This is a genomic window from Pseudomonas sp. Lb2C2 (assembly GCF_052112205.1).
GTDB lineage: Bacteria > Pseudomonadota > Gammaproteobacteria > Pseudomonadales > Pseudomonadaceae > Aquipseudomonas > Aquipseudomonas kilonensis.
Genome location: NZ_JAUTYW010000002.1, coordinates 676079 through 697531, shown reverse-complemented (window position 1 = coordinate 697531; position 21453 = coordinate 676079). Strand labels below are relative to the sequence as shown.

The 21453-nt window shown below is 61.9% G+C and carries 18 protein-coding genes; 6 read left to right on the top strand and 12 right to left on the bottom strand.

Features of this window, described 5'->3' with window-relative positions; genetic code table 11:
* The 4 genes from emhB to Q7F16_RS07440 all read left to right on the top strand — a co-directional run bounded on the left by emhB (window position 1) and on the right by Q7F16_RS07440 (window position 7276).
* On the top strand, window positions 1-3165 hold the full coding sequence (gene emhB / locus Q7F16_RS07455) for an efflux RND transporter permease subunit EmhB (protein WP_409555843.1): 3165 nt from the start codon (window positions 1-3) through the stop codon (window positions 3163-3165).
* Window positions 3162-4619, top strand: coding sequence for an AdeC/AdeK/OprM family multidrug efflux complex outer membrane factor (gene adeC / locus Q7F16_RS07450; protein ID WP_409555844.1), 1458 nt, complete (start codon window positions 3162-3164; stop codon window positions 4617-4619). The genes emhB and adeC overlap by 4 nt, the downstream gene beginning before the upstream one ends.
* 261 nt (window positions 4620-4880) lie before the next feature.
* Entirely contained in the window at window positions 4881-5048 is a 168-nt protein-coding gene (locus Q7F16_RS07445) for a hypothetical protein (RefSeq protein WP_409556043.1), read from the top strand.
* 974 nt (window positions 5049-6022) lie between these two features.
* Complete coding sequence (locus Q7F16_RS07440; protein ID WP_409555845.1) at window positions 6023-7276, top strand: OprD family porin; 1254 nt, start codon at window positions 6023-6025, stop codon at window positions 7274-7276.
* A 206-nt stretch (window positions 7277-7482) separates the two neighbouring features.
* On the opposite strand, the gene pcaC is transcribed toward Q7F16_RS07440, so the two are convergent.
* The 11 genes from pcaC to pcaR form a co-directional block, all read right to left on the bottom strand.
* Window positions 7483-7875, bottom strand: a complete 393-nt coding sequence (gene pcaC / locus Q7F16_RS07435) for a 4-carboxymuconolactone decarboxylase (protein WP_014336968.1) — start codon at window positions 7873-7875, stop codon at window positions 7483-7485.
* A 10-nt stretch (window positions 7876-7885) separates the two neighbouring features.
* Window positions 7886-8686, bottom strand: a complete 801-nt coding sequence (gene pcaD / locus Q7F16_RS07430) for a 3-oxoadipate enol-lactonase (protein ID WP_046065673.1) — start codon at window positions 8684-8686, stop codon at window positions 7886-7888.
* A gap of 12 nt (window positions 8687-8698) precedes the next feature.
* Window positions 8699-10063, bottom strand: a complete 1365-nt coding sequence (locus Q7F16_RS07425) for a 3-carboxy-cis,cis-muconate cycloisomerase (protein ID WP_409555846.1) — start codon at window positions 10061-10063, stop codon at window positions 8699-8701.
* 44 nt (window positions 10064-10107) lie between these two features.
* Complete coding sequence (locus Q7F16_RS07420; RefSeq protein ID WP_046065671.1) at window positions 10108-11403, bottom strand: MFS family transporter; 1296 nt, start codon at window positions 11401-11403, stop codon at window positions 10108-10110.
* 197 nt (window positions 11404-11600) lie between these two features.
* Window positions 11601-12167: a protocatechuate 3,4-dioxygenase subunit alpha gene (gene pcaG, locus Q7F16_RS07415; RefSeq protein WP_013692452.1), complete on the bottom strand. Its 567-nt coding sequence runs from the start codon at window positions 12165-12167 to the stop codon at window positions 11601-11603.
* A 1-nt stretch (window position 12168) separates the two neighbouring features.
* A complete protein-coding gene (pcaH, locus tag Q7F16_RS07410) occupies window positions 12169-12873 on the bottom strand; it encodes a protocatechuate 3,4-dioxygenase subunit beta (protein WP_095963531.1) in 705 nt (234 codons plus the stop codon).
* Between the two features lie 37 nt (window positions 12874-12910).
* Window positions 12911-14116, bottom strand: a complete 1206-nt coding sequence (gene pcaF / locus Q7F16_RS07405) for a 3-oxoadipyl-CoA thiolase (RefSeq protein WP_409556032.1) — start codon at window positions 14114-14116, stop codon at window positions 12911-12913.
* The gene (locus tag Q7F16_RS07400; protein WP_409555847.1) at window positions 14113-14892 is read right to left on the bottom strand and encodes a CoA-transferase subunit beta; all 780 of its coding nucleotides are present in this window, start codon (window positions 14890-14892) and stop codon (window positions 14113-14115) included. Before Q7F16_RS07400 ends, pcaF begins: the two co-directional genes overlap by 4 nt.
* On the bottom strand, window positions 14889-15749 hold the full coding sequence (locus Q7F16_RS07395; protein ID WP_003198638.1) for a CoA transferase subunit A: 861 nt from the start codon (window positions 15747-15749) through the stop codon (window positions 14889-14891). The genes Q7F16_RS07400 and Q7F16_RS07395 overlap by 4 nt, the downstream gene beginning before the upstream one ends.
* 337 nt (window positions 15750-16086) lie before the next feature.
* Complete coding sequence (locus tag Q7F16_RS07390) at window positions 16087-17433, bottom strand: MFS transporter (protein ID WP_046065668.1); 1347 nt, start codon at window positions 17431-17433, stop codon at window positions 16087-16089.
* Between the two features lie 140 nt (window positions 17434-17573).
* Entirely contained in the window at window positions 17574-18416 is an 843-nt protein-coding gene (gene pcaR / locus Q7F16_RS07385; RefSeq protein ID WP_014336961.1) for a pca regulon transcriptional regulator PcaR, read from the bottom strand.
* A gap of 580 nt (window positions 18417-18996) precedes the next feature.
* On the opposite strand from pcaR, the gene Q7F16_RS07380 reads away from it, so the two are divergent.
* On the top strand, window positions 18997-19197 hold the full coding sequence (locus Q7F16_RS07380) for a hypothetical protein (RefSeq protein WP_003184509.1): 201 nt from the start codon (window positions 18997-18999) through the stop codon (window positions 19195-19197).
* A gap of 365 nt (window positions 19198-19562) precedes the next feature.
* Window positions 19563-21038, top strand: a complete 1476-nt coding sequence (locus Q7F16_RS07375; RefSeq protein WP_041475774.1) for an inorganic phosphate transporter — start codon at window positions 19563-19565, stop codon at window positions 21036-21038.
* Window positions 21039-21293: 255 nt separating this feature from the next.
* On the opposite strand, the gene ccoM is transcribed toward Q7F16_RS07375, so the two are convergent.
* Complete coding sequence (gene ccoM / locus Q7F16_RS07370; protein ID WP_014336959.1) at window positions 21294-21410, bottom strand: cytochrome c oxidase subunit CcoM; 117 nt, start codon at window positions 21408-21410, stop codon at window positions 21294-21296.
* Between the last annotated feature and the right edge of the window lie 43 nt (window positions 21411-21453).

Sequence of the window (21453 nt, the reverse complement as noted above, 5' to 3'; positions counted from 1 at the left end):
ATGTCGAAATTTTTTATCGACCGTCCGATTTTCGCCTGGGTGATCGCCCTGGTGATCATGCTGGTCGGGGCTCTATCGATCCTCAAGCTACCGATCAACCAGTACCCGAGCATTGCGCCGCCGGCCATTGCGATCCAGGTGACCTACCCGGGCGCATCCGCGCAAACCGTGCAGGACACCGTGGTGCAGGTGATCGAGCAGCAACTCAACGGCATCGACAACCTGCGTTATGTATCGTCGGAAAGTAACTCCGACGGCAGCATGACCATCACTGCCACCTTCGAGCAAGGCACCAACTCCGATACCGCGCAGGTCCAGGTCCAGAACAAGCTGAACCTGGCCACCCCGCTGCTGCCGCAAGAAGTGCAGCAACAGGGCATCCGCGTGACCAAGTCAGTGAGAAACTTCCTGATGGTGATCGGCGTGGTGTCGCGCGACGGCAGCATGACCCGGGAAGACCTGTCCAACTACATCGTATCCAACATGCAGGACCCGATCTCGCGCACCGCTGGTGTCGGTGACTTCCAGGTCTTCGGCGCCCAATACGCGATGCGGATCTGGCTCGACCCGGCCAAGCTGAACAACTTCAACCTGACCCCGGTGGATGTGAGCACGGCGATTACCGCGCAGAACGTCCAGATCGCTTCCGGCCAGCTCGGCGGCCTACCGGCCATGCCCGGCCAGCAACTGAACGCCACCATCATCGGCAAGACCCGCCTGCAGACCGCCGAGCAGTTCAAGGCAATCCTGCTCAAGGTCAACCCGGACGGCTCGCAAGTGCGTGTCGGCGACGTGGCCGACGTGGCCCTGGGCGGTGAGAACTACAGCATCAACGCTCAGTTCAACGGTGCCCCGGCTTCTGGCCTGGCGGTGCGACTGGCGACTGGCGCCAACGCCCTCGACACGGCCAAGGCCCTGCGCAAGACCGTCGACGACCTCAAGCCGTTCTTCCCGCAAGGCCTGGAAGTGGTGTTCCCTTACGACACCACGCCAGTGGTGAGCGAATCGATCAAGGGGGTGGTTGAAACCCTGGTCGAGGCGATCGTCTTGGTGTTCCTGGTGATGTTCCTGTTCCTGCAGAACTTCCGCGCCACCATCATCACCACGATGACCGTGCCAGTGGTACTGCTCGGCACCTTCGGCATCCTCGCGGCGTTCGGCTTCAGCATCAACACCCTGACCATGTTCGGTATGGTACTGGCCATCGGCTTGCTGGTGGACGACGCCATCGTTGTGGTGGAGAACGTCGAACGGGTCATGAGCGAAGAAGGCCTGTCGCCCAAGGAAGCCACCAAGAAATCCATGGGCCAGATCCAGGGCGCCCTGGTGGGTATCGCCCTGGTGCTCTCGGCTGTACTGCTGCCGATGGCGTTCTTCGGCGGCTCCACCGGTGTGATCTACAAGCAGTTCTCCATCACCATCGTCTCGGCCATGGCCCTGTCGGTCCTGGTGGCCCTGATTTTCACCCCGGCCCTGTGCGCCACCATGCTCAAACCAATCCCCAAGGGTGAGCACGGCACGCCGAAACGCGGCTTCTTCGGTTGGTTCAACCGCACCTTCGACCGTGGCGTCAGGAGCTACGAACGCGGCGTGGGCAATATGCTCAAGCACAAGGCCCCGTACCTACTGGCCTACATCATCATCGTGGTTGGCATGGTCTGGCTGTTCACCCGCATCCCGACGGCGTTCCTGCCGGAAGAAGACCAGGGCGTACTGTTTGCCCAGGTACAGACGCCGGCCGGCTCCAGCGCCGAGCGTACCCAAGTGGTGGTGGACAAGATGCGTGAGTTCCTGCTGCGGCCGAGCAAGGACGGCGGCGAAGGCGATGGCGTGGCCTCGGTGTTCACCGTGACCGGCTTCAACTTTGCCGGTCGTGGCCAGAGCTCCGGCCTGGCGTTCATCATGCTCAAGCCGTGGGAAGAGCGTAACGCTGATAACACCGTGTTCAAGATCGCCGGCCGCGCCCAGCAACACTTCTTCAGCTTCCGCGACGCGATGGTGTTCGCCTTCGCCCCGCCAGCGGTGATGGAACTGGGTAACGCCACCGGTTTCGACGTGTTCCTGCAGGATCGCGCCGGCATCGGTCACGACAAGCTGATGGAAGCCCGCAACCAGTTCCTGGGCATGGCGGCCCAGAGCAAGATACTGGCCCAGGTGCGTCCGAACGGCCTGAACGATGAACCGCAATACCAGTTGGAAATCGATGACGAGAAGGCCAGTGCCCTGGGCATTACCCTCTCGGAGATCAACAACACCCTGTCGATTGCCTTGGGCAGTAGCTATGTGAACGACTTCATCGACCGTGGTCGGGTGAAACGGGTGTACGTCCAGGGCCAGCCGAACGCGCGCATGAGCCCCGAAGACCTGCAGAAGTGGTACGTGCGCAACAGCGCCGGGACCATGGTGCCGTTCACGGCGTTCGCCAAGGGTGAGTGGGTCTACGGTTCGCCGAAACTGGCTCGTTACAACGGCGTGGAAGCGATGGAAATCCTCGGCACCCCGGCGCCTGGCTATTCCACCGGTGAAGCCATGGCCGAAGTCGAAGCCATCGCCAAGAAGCTGCCGGCCGGTGTCGGCATTTCCTGGACGGGCCTGTCCTACGAGGAACGTCTGTCGGGCTCCCAGGCGCCAGCGTTGTACGCCTTGTCGCTGCTGATGGTGTTCCTGTGCCTGGCAGCACTGTATGAAAGCTGGTCGATTCCGATCGCGGTCATGCTCGTGGTGCCGCTGGGGATCATCGGTGCCCTGATGGCGACCAGCCTGCGCGGCCTGTCCAACGACGTGTACTTCCAGGTGGGCTTGCTGACCACCATCGGCCTGGCGGCGAAAAACGCCATTCTGATCGTGGAGTTCGCCAAGGAACTCCACGAACAGGGCCGAACCCTGGTGGAAGCCGCCGTTGAAGCCTGTAGGATGCGTCTGCGGCCGATCATCATGACGTCCCTGGCGTTCGTCCTCGGTGTGGTCCCGCTGGCGATCTCCACAGGCGCCGGTTCAGGCAGCCAGCACGCCATCGGTACCGGTGTGATCGGCGGTATGCTGACCGCGACCATCCTGGCGATTTTCTGGGTGCCATTGTTCTTCGTGACCGTGTCGTCGATAGGCCGTCGCAAAAATACCGACGAGCACGACACTCCTGAAACTTCCAAAGAGGCTGGCCAATGAGCAAGTCGCTACTCTCCCTGACAATCGCCGCCGTCGTGCTCAGCGGTTGCTCGCTGATCCCCGACTATCAGCGGCCCGAAGCACCGGTCGCGGCGCAATACCCGCAAGGGCCGGCCTACGAGGCGGCCAATGCGCCCGGCCAGGCCGCCGCCGAGCAAGGCTGGAAGCAGTTTTTCCATGACCCGGCGTTGCAACAGCTGATCCAGGTTGCCCTGGAAAACAACCGCGATCTGCGCGTCGCGGCGCTGAACATCGATGCCTACGCCGCGCAGTACCGCATCCAGCGCGCGGACCTGTTTCCGGCGGTCTCGGCCACCGGCTCCGGCAGCCGCCAGCGGGTACCGGCACGGGCTTCGCAAACCGGTGAAGCGGCGATCAGCAGTTCCTACTCGGCGACCTTGGGCATCAGCGCCTATGAACTGGACCTGTTCGGTCGGGTTCGTAGCCTGAGCGAGCAAGCGTTGCAAAGCTACTTCGCCACCGAAGAAGCCCGGCGCAGCACCCAGATCAGCCTGGTGGCCAACGTCGCCAATGCCTACCTGACCTGGCAGGCCGACAAGGAACTGCTCAAGCTGACCCAGGAAACCCTCGGGGCCTACGAGCAAAGCTTCAAGCTGACCTCGCGCAGCGCCGAAGTCGGCGTGGCCTCGGCCCTGGACCTGAGCCAGGCGCGCACCGCCGTGGAAAACGCCCGCGTGCAACTGGCCCGGTACACCCGCCAGGTCGCCCAGGACGAAAACAGCCTGACCCTGCTGCTGGGCACCGGCCTGCCGACCAACCTGAGCTCGCAACCGTTGAGCGATGACCTGCTCAGCGAAGTGCCGGCCGGGCTGCCGTCGGACCTGCTGCAACGTCGTCCGGACATCCTCCAGGCCGAACGCAACCTGCAGGCCGCCAACGCCAACATCGGCGCCGCGCGGGCAGCGTTCTTCCCAAGCATCAGCCTGACGGCTAACGCCGGCACCCTGAGCCCGGACCTGTCCGGCCTGTTCAAGGGTGGTTCGGGCACCTGGACCTTCGCGCCGCAAATCAACCTGCCGATCTTCAACGCCGGCAGTCTGCGTGCGAGCCTGGACTACGCCAAGATCCAGAAAGACATCAACGTCGCGCAGTACGAGAAGTCGATTCAGACAGCGTTCCAGGAAGTCTCCGACGGCCTGGCCGCGCGTCAGACCTACAACGAACAGTTGCAGGCCCAGACCGACTTCGTCGCTGCCAACCAGGACTACTACCGCCTGGCCGAGCGTCGCTACCGCATCGGCGTCGACAGCAACCTGACCTTCCTCGACGCCCAACGCCAGTTGTTCAGCGCGCAACAATCGCTGATCACTGACCGTCTTGCGCAACTGACCAGCGAGGTCAATCTGTACAAGGCATTGGGCGGTGGTTGGAATGCCGAGACGGGCAAGAACGAACCGGTGAAAGAAGAAGCGCCGAAGATGAAGTTGTTCTGATTGATGTTTGAATGCTGAACATGAAGCCCACCGAAAGGTGGGCTTTTTGTTTGTGTGCGCTTTAACGCTGGCCTATGTGGGAGCAAGGCTTGCCCGCGATGGCGGCCTTACGGCTGGCCAAGATTTTGTTGATCGGGTACATATCCATTGCTGCGGTAACGGCTGCTTAGGGTTCCGCCCTGACGGCGGCTCACTTTTGAGAAGCGCAAAAGTAAGCAAAACGCTCATGCCCCACCCCTCGGTGCCTCGCCTAGGCTCGGCATGCCCGCACTCCGGCATTGCTCCGTGGGCCGCCGCGAAGGGCCATCCATGGCCCAGCGCGGCTACCTCGGCATCCATGCCGAGGTGCCCACTGCGCAATGCCTGCGTGCGGCCATCGTGGTTAACGGGGCGCCCGAGATCAACGTCCACCACGAGGCGGCCTGGTAGCCGACCTGGTTCTTGGTGGGACCGCGTTTTCCCTGTGGGAGCGGGCTTGCCCGCGAAGAGGCCGGCAAATTCAACATCTCCACCGACTGTGATACCGCCTTCGCGAGCAAGCTCGCTCCCACACTTGGATTGAAGTACAGCCGCCAGAGCTAGGTCGGTTGTCAGGCCGCTTTCGCGAGCAGGCTCGCTCCCACAGTTGGGTCGAAGTACAGCTGCCAGAACCCGGTCGACTGTTAGGCCGCCATCGCGAGCAAGCTCGCTCCCACAATGGGATCGGGGTACGACCGGAAGAATCAGGTCGGCTGTCAGGCCGCCTCGCGAGCAAGCTTTGCTCCCACAGGTCTGATGGGTGTACGACCAGGAGAGTCAGGTCGGCTCTAAGGCCGCCTCGCGGTGGACGTTGATCTCGGCGCCCCGTTAACCACGATGGCCGAACGCAGGCATTGTGCAGTGGGCATCCCGGCATGGATGCCGGGATAGCCGCGCTGGGCCATGGATGGCCCTTCGCGGCGGCCCACGGAGCAATGCCGGAGTGCGGGCATGCCGAGCCCTAGCGAGGCACCGAGGGGTGGGGCATGAGCGTTTTGCTTACTTTTGCGCTTCTCAAAAGTGAGCCGCCGTCAGGGCGGAACCCTAAGCCGCCGTTACCGCAGCAATGGATATGTACTCAGCCAAGACTGACAGGCCGCCATCGCGAGCAAGCTCGCTCCCACAGTGGAATGCGTCCATCCAATCAGTTTTTTGCCGTTCGATAATCGCCCAAAACCCACAATCGGCAATTGAACCGATCCCGGGCGGCCCTTCACCATCGCTCGCACAAAACCAATAACAACAGGTTCGACGCCATGCCCCTACACCCCGCCTCACCCGGCTGATCCTCGATCGCCCTGACGCCCCTGGCTCCACCCTTACCGCCAGCACCTCAAACGTGCGGCAACAACTCGCTTCGTCCATAAAAAATAGAGACAACGCCCATGAAGCCCACACAGCACCTGTTCCCCAGCCTCATTGCCGTAGCCCTGACCAGTACCGCCCTGCCCGTCCTGGCTGCGGAATCGGGGTTTGTCGAGGATGCCAAGGTCAACCTCAACCTGCGCAACTTCTACATCAACCGCAACTTCACCAACCCGAACAATGCCCAGGGCAAAGCCGAGGAATGGACCCAGAGTTTCATCCTCGACGCCAAGTCCGGTTTCACCCAGGGCGTGGTCGGTTTTGGCGTGGATGTGCTGGGCACGTACTCGGTCAAGCTCGACGGCGGCCGCGGCACGGCCGGTACGCAATTGCTGCCTGTGCATGATGATGGTCGCCCCGCCGACGACTTCGGTCGCCTGGGCGTGGCCCTGAAGGCCAAGGTGTCGAAGACCGAGCTGAAGGTCGGTGAATGGATGCCGGTGTTGCCGATCCTGCGTTCCGACGATGGCCGTTCCTTGCCGCAAACCTTCCGCGGCGGCCAGGTGACCTCCACCGAAATCAACGGCCTGAGCCTCTACGGCGGCCAGTTCCGCGCCAACAGCCCGCGCAACGACGCGAGCATGGAAGACATGTCGATGAACGGCCGCGGCGCGTTCACCTCCGACCGTTTCAACTTCGGTGGCGGTGAATACGCCTTCAACGAAAAACGCACCCAGGTCGGCGTGTGGTACGCGGAACTGTCCGACATCTACCAGCAGCAATATTTCAACCTGACCCACAGCCAGCCTATCGGCGACTGGACCCTGGGCGCCAACCTCGGTTATTTCACTGGCAAGGAAAACGGCAGCGCCTTGGCCGGCGACCTGGACAACAAAACCGCGTTCGCCCTGCTCTCGGCCAAATACGGCGGCAACACCTTCTACGTCGGCCTGCAGAAAGTCGGTGGTGACGATGCCTGGATGCGCGTCAACGGCACCAGCGGCGGCACCCTGGCCAACGACAGCTACAACTCCAGCTACGACAACGCCCAGGAAAAATCCTGGCAAGTGCGCCACGACTTCAACTTCGCCGCCGTCGGCGTGCCGGGCCTGACCCTGATGAACCGCTACATCAGCGGCGACAACGTGCACACCGCCACGGTCAACGATGGCAAGGAATGGGGCCGTGAAAGTGAGCTGGCTTATACCGTGCAGAGCGGCGCGCTGAAGAGCCTCAATGTGAAGTGGCGTAACTCGACGATGCGTCGGGATTACAGCACCAATGAGTTCGATGAGAACCGGTTGATTGTCAGCTACCCGATCAGCTTGCTGTAAAAGCCAGACAAGGAGGGAGGCTGTACCACCGTCATCGCGAGCAGGCTCGCTCCCACAGGGGGTCAGTGCCGAGCACAAAATCAGTGCTCACTGAAAATCCAGTGTGGGAGCAAAGCTTGCTCGCGATGGCGGTGGGTCAGTGGCATTGCATCGCGAGCAAGCTTTGCTCCCACAGTATTGACTCCCACAGGGACTGGCGGTGGTTCTCAAGCCCGCGATTCGACGCCCAGTTCATCCCAGACGGATTCGGCCAGGTGGAAGGTGGCGTTGGCCGCCGGGATGCCGCAGTAGATGGCGCTCTGCATGATCACTTCCTTGATCTCGCTGCGGCTCACGCCGTTGTTGGCGGCGGCGCGCAGGTGCAGCTTGAGTTCTTCGTTGCGGTTCATGCCGATCAGCATGGCAATGGTGATCAAGCTGCGGGTATGGCGCGGCAGGCCCGGGCGGGTCCAGATGTCGCCCCAGGCGTGGCGGGTGATCATCTCCTGGAATTCGCTGTTGAACTCGGTCAGGGCATTGAGGCTGCGATCGACGTGGGCATCGCCCAGCACCGCGCGGCGTACTTGCATGCCTTCGTCGTAACGTTGTTTCTCGTCCACAAAAAACTCCTCAGGCACGGCCGGAATCGAGCAGGAAATCCAGCACCCGCGCGCTGAACGCGGCGCCGGCCTGGACGTTGGACAGGTGCGCGGCGTAGAACTCGGCGTACTCGGCCCCACGGACCCGCTCCTGGATAAAGTGCCCACCCGACGGCGGCGTCACGGCATCTTCGGTGCCGGCGATCACCAGCAGCGGTACGCGAATCGACGACAACTGCTCGCGAAAATCGGCATCACGCACCGCCGCGCAGTTGGCCGCATAGCCCTGAGGCGAAGTGGCGGCGAGCATGTCGGTGATTTTTTTTGCCGTCGCAGGCTGGGCCTCGGCAAAGTCAGGGGTAAACCAGCGGGCAATCGAGGCATCGCGCAACGCCACCATCGCCGCCTTGCCGTCACGCAGCACGGTTTCGATTCGCGGGTTCCACACCGTCGGGTCGCCGATCTTGGCCGCGGTGTTGCACACCACCAGTTTGTGCAGGCGCTCGCCGGCGTTGATCCCCAGCCACTGGCCGATCAACCCGCCCATGGACAAGCCACAGAAATGCACCTTGTCGAGGTTCAACTGATCAAGCATCGCCAGCACATCACGGCCCAGTTGTTCGATGCTGTAGGGGCCTTCGGTCACCAGCGATTGACCGTGGCCGCGCGTGTCGAAGCGCAGCACACGAAAGTGTTCGCTGAAAGCCGCGACCTGCTCGTCCCACATGTGCAGGTCAGTGCCCAGGGAATTGGAGAGCACCAACACAGGGGCGTCTTGCGGCCCATCAAAACGATAGTTCAGATCGCCCTCGGCGAGTTTGACGAATCCCACAACAATCTCCTTTCAGGCGTTCAAGGCAAGGTGTTCGGCCACGGCCCGGGCGACCCAGGTCTGGGCTTGTCCAAGGTAGTGCGCCGGGTCGAGCAGATGATCAAGCTCGGTCGCGGATAGCTGCGCAGTGACCTGAGGTTCATCCCCCAGCACATCACGCAAATGCCGTTGCTCGGCCACGGCGCGCTTGCAGCATTGCTCCAGCAGATGGTGCGCCGTGTCGCGCCCCACACGCTGGGCCAGGACGATGCTCACCGCTTCGGCCAGCACCAACCCCTGGGTCAGTTCCAGGTTGCGGGCCATGCGCGCCGCGTCCACTTCCAGCCCTTCGGCCAGCAGCCGCGCCTGTTGCAAGGCACCGGACACCAGGCAGCAGATCTCCGGCAGGGTTTCCCATTCGGCGTGCCACAGGCCCAGGCTGCGCTCGTGTTCCTGGGGCATGGCGCTGAACAGCGTCGACAACAAGCCAGGCACTCGCGTCGCCGCACCGATCAGCACTGCCGCGCCCACCGGGTTGCGCTTGTGCGGCATGGTGGACGAACCGCCCTTGCCCGGCGCCGACGGCTCGAACGCTTCGCCGGCCTCGGTCTGCATCAACAGGCTGATGTCGCGGCCCAGTTTGCCCAGGCTGCCGGCGATCAAACCCAGCACCGCGCCGAACTCCACCAGGCGATCGCGCTGGGTGTGCCACGGCTGTTCCGGCAGGTTCAGTTGCAACTCGGCGGCCAGGGTTTCGGCGACAGGCAGCGCCTGTTCACCCAACGCGGCGAGCGTTCCGGAGGCACCGCCGAATTGCAGTACCAGCAAGCGCGGCTTGAGTTCTTTCAAACGTTGGCGACTGCGGGTGATTGCTCCCAGCCAACCGGCGATTTTCATGCCCAGGGTCACCGGTGTCGCGTGTTGCAGCCAAGTGCGCCCGGCCAGCGGTGTGGCGGCGTAGCGTTCGGCTTGGCGGGCCAGGGTGACGGCCAACTGCGCCAGTTCTGCCTCGATCAAGCCCAACGCCTGGCGCAGTTGCAGCACCAGCCCGCTGTCCATCACGTCCTGGCTGGTCGCGCCCAGGTGCACATAGCGCTCGGCCTCAGCGCTCTCAGTGGCGATGAGCTTGCCCAACGCCTTGACCAACGGGATCGCCGAATTGCCGGCACTGGCAATCGCATCGCTCAACGCGGAAAAATCGTACAGCTGGGCACGGCAGGCGTTCTCGATCGGCGCCACCGCATCCTGGGGAATCAACCCTACCCGAGCCTCGGCCCGGGCCAGCGCGGCTTCGACATCCAGCATGGCCTGGACCCGCCCCGCATCGCAGAACACCTCGCGCATGTCGCGGGCGGTGAAGTAGGCATCGAACAGCTGATTGCCCGGTCGTTCGCTCATAAACAGTCCTTGGGTGCGCCGGCCTCACGGCCGGCGCGGTTGGGTCAAAGGTCGTGGTGCAAATACGCCGGCTGCTTGGGCAGGCGCAGGCTGAACAGGAACGCCACCACCATCATCACCGTGACATACCAGTAAAAGGCGTTCTCCATGCCCTGGGCCTTCAGGCTCAAGGCAACGTACTCCGCCGAACCGCCAAAAATCGCATTGGCCACCGCGTAAGCCAACCCTACTCCCAGTGCCCGCACTTCAGGTGGAAACATTTCCGCTTTCACCAGGCCACTGATGGAGGTGTAGAAACTGACAATCGCCAGCGCCAACGTAATCAGGACAAACGCCAGGAACGGGCTGCTGATGCTTTTGAGGGTCAGCAGGATCGGCACCGTGCACAACGCCCCCAGGCCACCGAACCAGAGCATGGAATTACGCCGGCCAATCTTGTCCGCCAGCATGCCGAACAACGGCTGCATGCACATATACAGGAACAGCGCGCCGGTCATGATGTAGCTGGCGGTCTTGGCGTGCAGGCCGGCGGTGTTCACCAGGTATTTCTGCATGTAGGTGGTGAAGGTGTAGAAAATCAGCGAGCCGCCGGCGGTGTAGCCCAGCACGGTGATGAACGCAGCCTTGTGGTCGCGAAACAGCGCCGCGATGCTGCCAGCGTCCTTGTTCTCGCGCATTTCCTTGCTGCTGGTTTCCTTCAAAGAGCGTCGCAGGAACAGGGAAATCAACGCCGCCACAGCGCCCACCACGAATGGAATCCGCCAGCCATAGGCGCGCAGTTCGTCTTCGCTGAGAAACTGTTGCAGGATCACCACCAGCGACACCGCCAGCAGTTGCCCGCCGATCAGCGTCACGTACTGGAACGAGGCGAAAAAGCCACGTTGGCCCTTGAGGGCGACTTCGCTCATGTAGGTGGCGGTGGTGCCGTATTCGCCACCTACCGACAGGCCCTGCAGCAAGCGCGCGAACAACAGCAGCAGCGGCGCCCAGACGCCGATGTCCTTGTAGGTGGGCAGGCAGGCGATGAGCAACGAGCCGAAGCACATCATCAGCACCGAGATCATCATCGAGTTCTTGCGCCCGTGACGGTCCGCCACCCGGCCGAAAATCCAGCCGCCGATGGGTCGCATCAGGAACCCGGCGGCGAACACACCGGCCGTGTTGACCAGTTGCACCGTAGGGTTGTCCGAGGGGAAGAACGCCGGCGCGAAATAAATCGCACAGAACGCATAGACGTAAAAGTCGAACCATTCGACCAGGTTGCCGGATGAGGCGCCGACGATGGCGAAGATGCGCTTGCTGCGTTCTTCACCGGTGTAATGGCTGATTGGGATGGCCATGGGTTACTCACTCGTTGGGGACTGACGAAGTTCTAGACACACTTAGTAACAGTCCCGTTCCACAGTATTGCATTGCCTGGACTGACGCTATCGCGGGCAAGCCTTGCTCCCACAGGGGTTGTTGCCATTGCTCAACCACATGTCGTGTACCCCTGTGGGAGCAAGGCTTGCCCGCGATGGCTCCACGGTTGGCTCACTCAGTAATCGAAGAACACCGTCTCGGCATCCGTGCCCTGCAGGATCACGTTCCACTGGTACACGCCCGACGCATCGGGTTTGCTCACGATCGTGGCGCGACGCTCCTCAGGCACGCAGGCCAGCAGCGGGTCGGTTTCGTTGGCCTGTTCGCCGTCGAAGTAGATGCGCGTCAGCAAATGCTTGACCAACCCGCGAGCGAACACCAGCACCACCAGGTGCGGTGCCTGGGTCGTACCGTTCAACCCTGGCACAGTGCCCGGCTTGATGGTGGTGAAGCGGAAGCGCCCTTCGGCATCCACCGGCACCCGGCCGAAGCCTTCGAAGTGCGGGTCCAGGGGTTTGTCCTGGTCGTCTTCCGGGTGGGCGTATTTGCCGGCGGCGTTGGCCTGCCAGACTTCCAGCATCGCGTCGTTGACGAACTGGCCATTGCCGTCGACCACCTGCCCGGTGATCGCCACGCGCTGGCCGAGGGTTTGTGCGACGGTCAGGTCTTCGCGGTTCAGCCAGGTCAGGCCGATGTGGTAGTACGGGCCAACGGTGTGGGACGTGGTGGCGGTGAGCGTCATCTTATTTCTCCATCGGCGTGGCATCGCGGCCGCGCAAGACGATGTCCCAGCGGTAACCGAGGGCGTAGTGAGGGACGGTTTTTTCCAGGTCGAAACTGGCGATCAGGCGTTCCTTGGCACGGGTGTCCGGCACGCAGTTGTAGATCGGGTCGTAGGCCAGCAACGGGTCGCCAGGGAAATACATCTGCGTCACCAGGCGCGTCAGAATGCTCGGCCCGAACAGTGAAAAATGGATGTGCGCCGGGCGCCAGGCGTTGTGGTGGTTGCCCCACGGATAGGCCCCAGGCTTGATGGTCTGGAACTGATACCAGCCGTCGGCGTCGGTGACGGTACGACCGGTGCCGGTGAAATTCGGGTCCAGCGGCGCGTCATGGTTGTCGCGGTCGTGGTTGTAGCGACCGGCGGCGTTGGCCTGCCAGATCTCCACCAGGATGCCCGGCACCGGCTGGCCATGCTCATCCAGCACGCGCCCGTGAATGATGATCCGCTCCCCCAGCGGCTCACCGGCATGCTGGGCAGTCAGGTCGTGGTCCTTCTCCTGCAGGCGGTCGGCACCGACAATCGGGCCGGTAATTTCCGACAGAGAATGAGGCAGGAACACCAACGGCTTGGACGGCGAGCGCAGGTTGGTGGACTGGTACGGTGGGTGCAGATACTCCGGCTGGGTGCCCGCTTGGGGGCGACGATAACCAGGCTTGTCAGTCATGCAGCGTTCCTCGATTTCTTATTAGTAGAACGACGCGTCAGACGCGTTCGATCGCCAGCGCCAGACCCTGGCCGACTCCGACGCACATGGTCGCCAGGCCTTTCTTGCCGCCGGTCTTTTCCAGGTGGTGCAACGCCGTCAACACCAAGCGCGCCCCGCTCATGCCCAGGGGATGGCCGAGGGCGATGGCCCCGCCGTTCGGGTTGACCTGAGGCGCATCGTCCGCCAGACCGAGGTCGCGCAACACCGCCAGGCCCTGGCTGGCAAAAGCTTCGTTGAGTTCGATCACATCGAAATCCGCGACCGCCAGGCCCAGACGCTCAGTGAGCTTGCGCACCGCCGGCACCGGACCGACGCCCATCACTCGGGGCGCCACGCCGGCACTGGCCATGCCCAGCACTTTGCCGCGCGGCGTCAGGCCGTGTTTCTTCACCGCTTCGGCCGACGCCAGGATCAGTGCAGCCGCGCCGTCGTTGACACCCGAGGCGTTGCCGGCGGTGACGGTCTTGTCGGGGCCATTGACCGGTTTGAGTTTGCTCAAGGTTTCCAGCGTGGTATCGGCGCGAGGATGTTCGTCCTGCTCGACCACGGTTTCGCCTTTTTTATGGGTGATGCGCACCGGAACGATTTCTTCGGCAAAAAAACCCGCCGCCTGGGCCGCTGCCGTGCGCTGTTGGCTGCGCAAGGCGAAAGCGTCCTGGTCGGCGCGGGACACGGCGTAGTCATCAGCCACGTTATCAGCGGTCTGCGGCATCGCATCCACACCGTACTGGGCTTTCATCAATGGGTTGATGAAACGCCAGCCGATGGTGGTGTCTTCCAGCTTCATGTTGCGGGAAAACGCCGCGTCGGCCTTGCCCATTACGAACGGCGCACGGGACATCGACTCCACGCCGCCAGCGATGGCCAGTTCCATTTCACCGCTGGCGATGGCGCGAAACGCCGTGCCGATGGCGTCCATGCCCGAGGCGCAAAGACGGTTGAGGGTCACGCCGGGAATGCTTTCCGGCAGGCCCGCCAACAGCAGCGCCATGCGCGCCACGTTGCGGTTGTCTTCGCCGGCCTGGTTGGCGCAGCCGAGAAACACTTCGTCCACCGCGCTCCAGTCCACCGATGGGTTGCGCTCCATCAGCGCCTTGATCGGCACGGCCGCCAGGTCATCGGCACGCACGGCGGACAAACCGCCGCCAAACCGACCGATGGGGGTTCGAATCGCATCACAGATATAAACGTCGCGCATCAGGCTTCTCCCGGTGCCTGGCCGTGGGCCGCCGCGGTACGAGCTTCCAGGTCGCGCAGTGCGCGCAGCTCCACTTCGGTCGGTTCGGCGGTGGTTTGCACCTGATCGGCGAAACGAATCGCCCACCCGGTGGCCGCAATGACTTGCTCGCGGGTCACACCAGGGTGCAGCGCGGTGACCACGAACTCATGGGTGTCGACTTCCGGTTCCATGATGCACAAGTCGGTGATGATACCGACGGGACCGGCGCCCGGCAGGCCCAGGCGTTTGCGCGAATCGCCGCCTTCACCGTGGCCGACCGAGGTGATGAAATCCAGCTTGTCGACAAACGAGCGAGCCGACTGCTTGAGGATGATCAACACGCTCTTGGCAGAGCCGGCGATTTCCGGCGCGCCACCGGCACCCGGCAAGCGGACTTTCGGCTGATGGTAGTCGCCCACCACCGTGGTGTTGATGTTGCCGAAACGGTCGACCTGGGCTGCGCCGAGGAAACCGACGTCGATGCGTCCGCCTTGCAGCCAGTAGCGAAAAATCTCACCGGTCGGTACGACGGTATCAGCGGTTTCCGCCAGCTCACCGTCGCCGATGGACAGTGGCAGTACGCTGGGCTTGGCACCGATCGGGCCGGATTCGTAGATCAGCACGACGTCCGGCGACGACGTCAGCCGCGCCAGGTTGGCCGCTTTCGACGGCAGGCCGATGCCAACGAAGCACACGGCATTGTTCTTCAAGCGACGCGCCGCGGCGACGGTCATCATTTCGTTGGTGGAGTAGGTCATGGTTTCACCTGCGAAGCGGCTGCCAGTCTGGCCTGGAATTCACTGAAGTCTTTAGTGCCATGGATGTATTCATTGATCCAGGCGGTAAAGGTCTCACGGTCACGGGCGATCGGATCCCACGCCTGGTAGAAACGGTTGTCACGCTCGGTGTAGCCATGGGCGTAGGACGGATGGGCACCACCCGGTACCAGGCACACGGCGCTCAATGCCCAGGTCGGCAGCACGCAGGCGTTCATCGGTGCATTGAGGTCGTCGACGATTTCTTCCACGGTGACGATGCAACGCTTGGCGGCCAGGGCGGCCTCTTTCTGCACACCGAGAATGCCCCACAGCAGCACGTTGCCCTTGCGGTCGGCTTTCTGAGCGTGGATCACCGTGATGTCCGGGCGCACCGAAGGTACAGCGGCCAATACTTCACCGGTGAAAGGACAGGTCACGCTCTTGATCAGCGGGTTGACCTTCGGCAGGTCGGAACCGGCGTAGGCTCGCAGCACTGCGAACGGCAGGCCGGAGGCGCCAGCGACGTAGGCGTTGGCCAGGTCGGCGTGGCTGTGTTCCTCGATCTCCAGCGGGTGCGGCCATTGTTTCTCCACAGCATCGCGCAAGCGGTGCAACGATCCGACGCCAGGGTTGCCGCCCCAGGAGAAAATCAACTTGCGAGCACAACCGGCGCCGATCAACTGGTCGTAGATCAGGTCAGGCGTCATGCGTACCAGGGTCAGATCTTTCTTGCCCTGACGAATGATTTCATGACCCGCCGCCGTAGGAATCAGGTGAGTGAAGCCTTCGAGCGCGACGGTATCGCCGTCGTTGACGAATTGCTTCACCGCGTCGTGCAGCGAAAGGATTTCAGCCATGGGGCAGGCTCCCGTTTTCCAGTAGACCGACATGAAGAAAAAGGCGCGAGGTTAAGCGCCGGAGTGACTGAAGATTAAGCCTGGGGGAAAAGCCAAACAATCCGATAATCGACTGAGTGTTCGTTTATCGAACAGATTGTTGTTTGGCTATCTATATTCGCCCAAGCACACAGAGCCCCTGTGGGAGCAGCCCCTGTGGGAGCCGAGCTTGCTCGCGATAGCGATGTGTCAGCGATGGATACATGCCCTGATCCACCGCTATCGCGAGCAAGCTCGGCTCCCACAGGGGTCCTGCATGCCCTCAGATTTGTCTTCCACAGGGGTTATGTCCGTGGGCTCAGGTCGCATCCGCATGACTGACCATGCCCTTGATCACCACTGCCGTGGTCGCCAGAGCTGCTGGGATGACCAGGGCGGTCAGGACCTGTTCGAAGTTCCAGCCCAGGCCCAGCAGGGTCGCGCCCATCCAGGCGCCGAGGATCGCGCCGAAACGACCGATGCCCAGCATCCACGAGACACCGGTGGCGCGGCCTTGGGTCGGGTAGAAACGCGCGGCCAGGGAAGGCATCGCCGATTGCGCGCCGTTGACGCACATGCCGGCCACCAGCACCAGGGTCGCGAGCAAGGTGATGTTGCCCAGGCTCTGCCCCACCGCGTAGGCAAACACCCCGGCCATCAGATAGAAAATGCCGATGACCTTATGCGGATTGAACCGGTCCATCGCCCAACCCACCCCGACGGCGCTCAACACGCCGCCGAATTGGAACAGCGCACCGATAAACGCGGCCTGCTCCATGCTCGCGCCGCTGTCGCGCATCAGGGTCGGCAGCCAGCTGGTCAACAGGTAGACGATCACCAGGCCCATGAAATAGGTCAGCCACAACAGCAAGGTGCCGGCGCTGTAGGTACCGGAGAAGATCACCGCCAGCACGTTGCGGGCTTTCACGGTTTTCTGTTCCGGCACACTGAAGCTCGCCGCTTGGGCCACCGTGTTCGGGTCGATCGGCGCCAGGGTCTTGCGCACCTTGTCGGTACCGCGATTGCGCACTACCAGGTAACGCGCCGACTCTGGCAGCCAGAACAGCAACACGACCGCCAGGATCAACGGCAGGATCCCGCCAATCAGCAGCAGGCTGTGCCAACCGAACGCCGGTATCAGCTTGGCGGAGATGAACCCGCCGCCGGCCATGCCCAGGTTGAAGCCGCAGAACATGCTGGTCACCAACAGGGATTTCTTGCGTTCCGGGGTGTATTCCGAGAGCAAGGTGGTGGCGTTCGGCATCCCGGCGCCCAATCCCAGGCCGGTCAGAAAACGCAGTACCAGCAATTGATCGACGTTGGTGCTGTAGGCCGACGCCAGGCTGAACGCGCCGAACAGCAGGACCGCGCCCACCAGCACGACTTTTCGTCCGAAGCGATCAGCCAGCGGCCCTGAGCCCAATGCGCCAAACACCATGCCGATCAGCGCGGCGCTCATCACCGGGCCAAGGCTGGCGCGATCGATGCCCCAGTCCTGGGACAGCGCCGGGGCGATGAAGCCCATGGCCGCTGTATCGAGGCCGTCGAGGAAAACAATCAGGAAACAGAGAATCACCACCCGCCACTGGTAGCGCGAAATGGGTTGGGCATTGATGAAGGACTGCACGTCGAGGCAGTTGCCTACGGAGGTCTGGGGCTGGTTCATTTTATTTTTATTCCACGCGATAAACGCAGGCGAACGATCAGGGACCGGCGAAACCCGCCGGATGACGCTGCGCGACATTAATGAGGGCAGGCAAATACCGTCAATTCATCGCCGCCGACTGTGTGCGTTTATCGAACAGCTTAAGTGAACAGCTGCGCGCTCAGGTCGCGGCTGGCCCCCAGCAGGCCTGGCAGAAAGCGCTGTTCCAGCTCATTGCGGCTGACCCGCCCGGCATGGGTACTGACATTCAGCGCCGCGACCACCTGGCCGGAAGCGTCATAGACCGGCACGGCAATCGAACGCAGGCCCTGTTCCAGTTCCTGGTCGACGATGCACCAGCCTTGCTGCCGTACCTGTTCCAGGCATTCGAGCAATGCCTCGGGGGTATGCAAGGTGCGGCTGGTCTTGGCTTGCAGGTCGGCGTGGTCGAGGTAGTCGCGCAACGAAGCATCATCCAGGGCCGCCAGGAGAATCCTGCCCATTGAGGTGCAGTAGGCTGGCAGGCGCCCGCCGACCGACAGATCGACCGAAATCAGGCGCTGGGTGGTGGCTGACCGGGCGATATAGAGGATATCGTCGCCTTCAAGCGTGGCCATGTTGCAGGCTTCGTGCAATTGCTCGCTCATGCGGTCCAGGTACGGCTGGGCAGAAACAGCCAAAGGCGTCGAGGACAGATAGGCGTGCCCCAGCGTCAGCACTTTGGGCAGCAGCGAATAGGTGCGTCCGTCCGTGGTGGCGTAGCCGAGCTTGATCAAGGTATGCAGGCAACGTCTGACGGCGGCGCGAGGGATTTCCGTGCGATGGCTGATCTGGGCGATGGTCAGGTGCCGCTTGCGCTCCTGGAAGGCCTGGACCACAGCCAATCCGCGGGCCAGGGACGTCATGAAGTCAGGATCGCCGGTCAGGGCCTGGATCCGCTTGGCCGGCGAAGCGACGATCGGTGGCGCGACTGAAGTGAAAGCATTGCGCAATTGGTCGTTCATGTCTGGTCCTTCCCCGGGAATGACGGCTATTACAAGCGGCTGCCTGACGGACAGACAAGGGGCGGACCGCCAACAGTGTTCGATTATCGAACCAGCAACCGATAATCGCAATCCTGCCAGCCATCATGGATTTGCCAGCCGTCGAACGCTCGATAACAAGTTGAGCAAGAGTGACAAGCGATTTGACGGAAGGTGTGGCCGATATTGAACTTGTCGCCTTGAAGGGCATCAGGATACCTGCACTAGCAGGCATCTTCTGAAACCTGATTGACACAAGTTTGCACATACAAACATCAATTCACACAAACAACAGGCCCTTCGAATTTTTCCCGATAGTGTTATTCAGCTGGACCGCTATAATGCAATTCAGCGACGGTACGGCCAATCGACCGCTCCCGTACGCCGGCACCTTTGGTTAACACCGTGGCGCCCGAAGCACCTCTAGGGTCGCTTCCCCTGTATTGGCAACAACACGAAGCCCTGATGCTACGTCAGCTGTCAGCTCTGGTGCCGTGGCCGTCTGCATGTTCTGCATGCAGTGCGTATCACCAGATTCAATTTCAATTAATTAGGTAAAACTGTGACGAAAGACGAACTGCGCGCGGAACTTGAGCGTCAGGAACAACGTTACAAGGAAGTTTACGGCGGGGAAGTCACCACCTACGCCGCGCAACCTGAACCGGAACGCAAACCCTGGCGTAAGCGCGCCACCGTTCAGGACCAGGCCTTCACCCAGGAACTCCAGAAAATGGAAAAAGAACTCAAAGCCGAAGAGCAATGACGCTCTGGGCCTGATGTTCTTGTGAAGAGGTCTCCGACCACCACCCAGGCCGGAAACCATAGCGCACGCCCGCCATGAGCGGGCCGCCATCCGCTCCCGTCCGACGGCCTGGAAGGGTCATGGCCGACCTCCTTTTCAGATATTTCATACAACCGCGTGAGGCGTCCGTCAGTGGGCGGCGATCCTGTTCGGGTGCGCTTTGCGCTACCTAATCAAAGGGTTACGCACCCCGCGGAAAACCTCGCTCCAGAGGCTTTCCTACAAATTATTTCGTTGAAGAATGTTACCGATGAGCAGGCAATGCATCGATTACCAAGGTTTTCTGGCATAATCGCGCCCCCTTATGACCGGGTCAGAAAACCTTCATGATCGATTTATTCAGCGGACTGGATGCTTGGGTGCTTGTGAGCCTCTTGCTCGCCCTGGCTTTTGTCCTCGCCTTCGAGTTCATCAACGGCTTTCATGACACCGCTAACGCGGTTGCCACTGTTATCTACACCAAAGCCATGCCGCCTCATCTGGCGGTGTTCTTTTCCGGTGTGTTCAATTTCCTCGGCGTGCTGCTGGGTGGCGTGGGGGTGGCGTATGCCATCGTTCACCTGCTGCCCGTGGAACTGCTGATCAATGTGAACACCGGACACGGGCTGGCCATGGTGTTTTCGCTGCTCGCAGCGGCCATTACCTGGAACCTGGGCACCTGGTACTTCGGTATCCCGGCGTCCAGTTCCCACACGTTGATCGGCTCGATCCTCGGCGTGGGCCTGGCCAACGCGCTGATCAACGATATTCCGTTGGCCGACGGGGTGAACTGGCAGAAGGCGATCGATATCGGCGCCTCCCTGGTGTTCTCGCCCATGGCCGGTTTCCTGATCGCCGCCCTGGTGCTGATCAGCCTGAAATGGTGGCGTCCGCTGTCGAAGATGCACAAGACGCCGGAGCAGCGCCGCCAGATCGACGACAAGAAGCACCCGCCGTTCTGGAACCGCTTGGTGCTGGTGATCTCGGCCATGGCCGTCAGCTTTGTCCACGGTTCCAACGATGGTCAGAAAGGTATCGGCCTGATCATGCTGGTGCTGATCGGTATCGTGCCGGCGCAGTTCGTACTCGACCTGGGCAGCACCACCTACCAGATCGAGCGGACCCGTGACGCGACCCTGCACCTGAGCCAGTTCTACCAACGCAACAGCGAGTCCCTGGGTGAATACCTGGCACTGGGCAAAAGCGTGAAAGGCGATCTGCCAGAGAAATTCCGTTGCAACCCGCAGCAGACAGAGCCGACCATCAATGCCCTGCTCGACACGCTCAAAGGCGTGGCGGACTACCATTCGCTGCCGTCGGAACGACGCATCGAAGTTCGTCGCTACCTGCTCTGCCTGGACGACACAGCGAAGAAGGTCGGCAAGCTGCCAGGCCTGGCAGCCCGTGAAAAAGACGACCTGAACAAGCTGCGCAAGGACCTGACCGCCACCACCGAATACGCCCCGTTCTGGGTGATCCTGGCAGTCGCCCTGGCGCTGGGCCTGGGCACCATGGTCGGCTGGAAGCGTGTGGTCCTGACCATCGGCGAGAAGATCGGCAAGCAAGGCATGACCTACGCCCAGGGCATGTCGGCGCAGATCACCACCGCGTGCATGATCGGCATGGCGAACATCTTCAGCCTACCGGTTTCCACCACCCACGTACTGTCTTCGGGCGTGGCTGGCACCATGGTCGCCAACAAGAGCGGCCTGCAAGGTGGCACCGTCCGTACCATTCTGCTGGCCTGGGTGCTGACCCTGCCGGCGACGGTGGCGCTGTCCGCCGCGCTGTTCTGGCTGGCGTCCAAGGCCCTGGGCAGCTGATTCCAGCGGCTCAAAAAAGAAGGTGCGACCCTTGCGGCTCGCACCTTTTTTTATGCCCTGACATCAGACACCTGTGGGAGCGAGCTTGCTCGCGATGGCGGTGGGTCAGTCAACACAAGTATCAACAGATATACCGTTATCGCGAGCAAGCTCGCTCCCACAGTTGATTGGTATCTGGCTGAAGAATCACGGACAAAAAAAAGGGCGACCGAAGTCGCCCAAAATGCCTTGCGTGCTCGTTGTAACCGGAAAGACCTACGGTTTTTTGCGCTTGTGTGCGTCTTTCCAGATGAATAATCCAAAGCCTGCGAAAAATACGACCATGAGGCCAACCGTCAGCACTCCGGCAAACACCACATTATCGAAAAACATGACTGGCCTCCTGGTCTTGCCCCTGTTGCGATGGGTTCAAGTT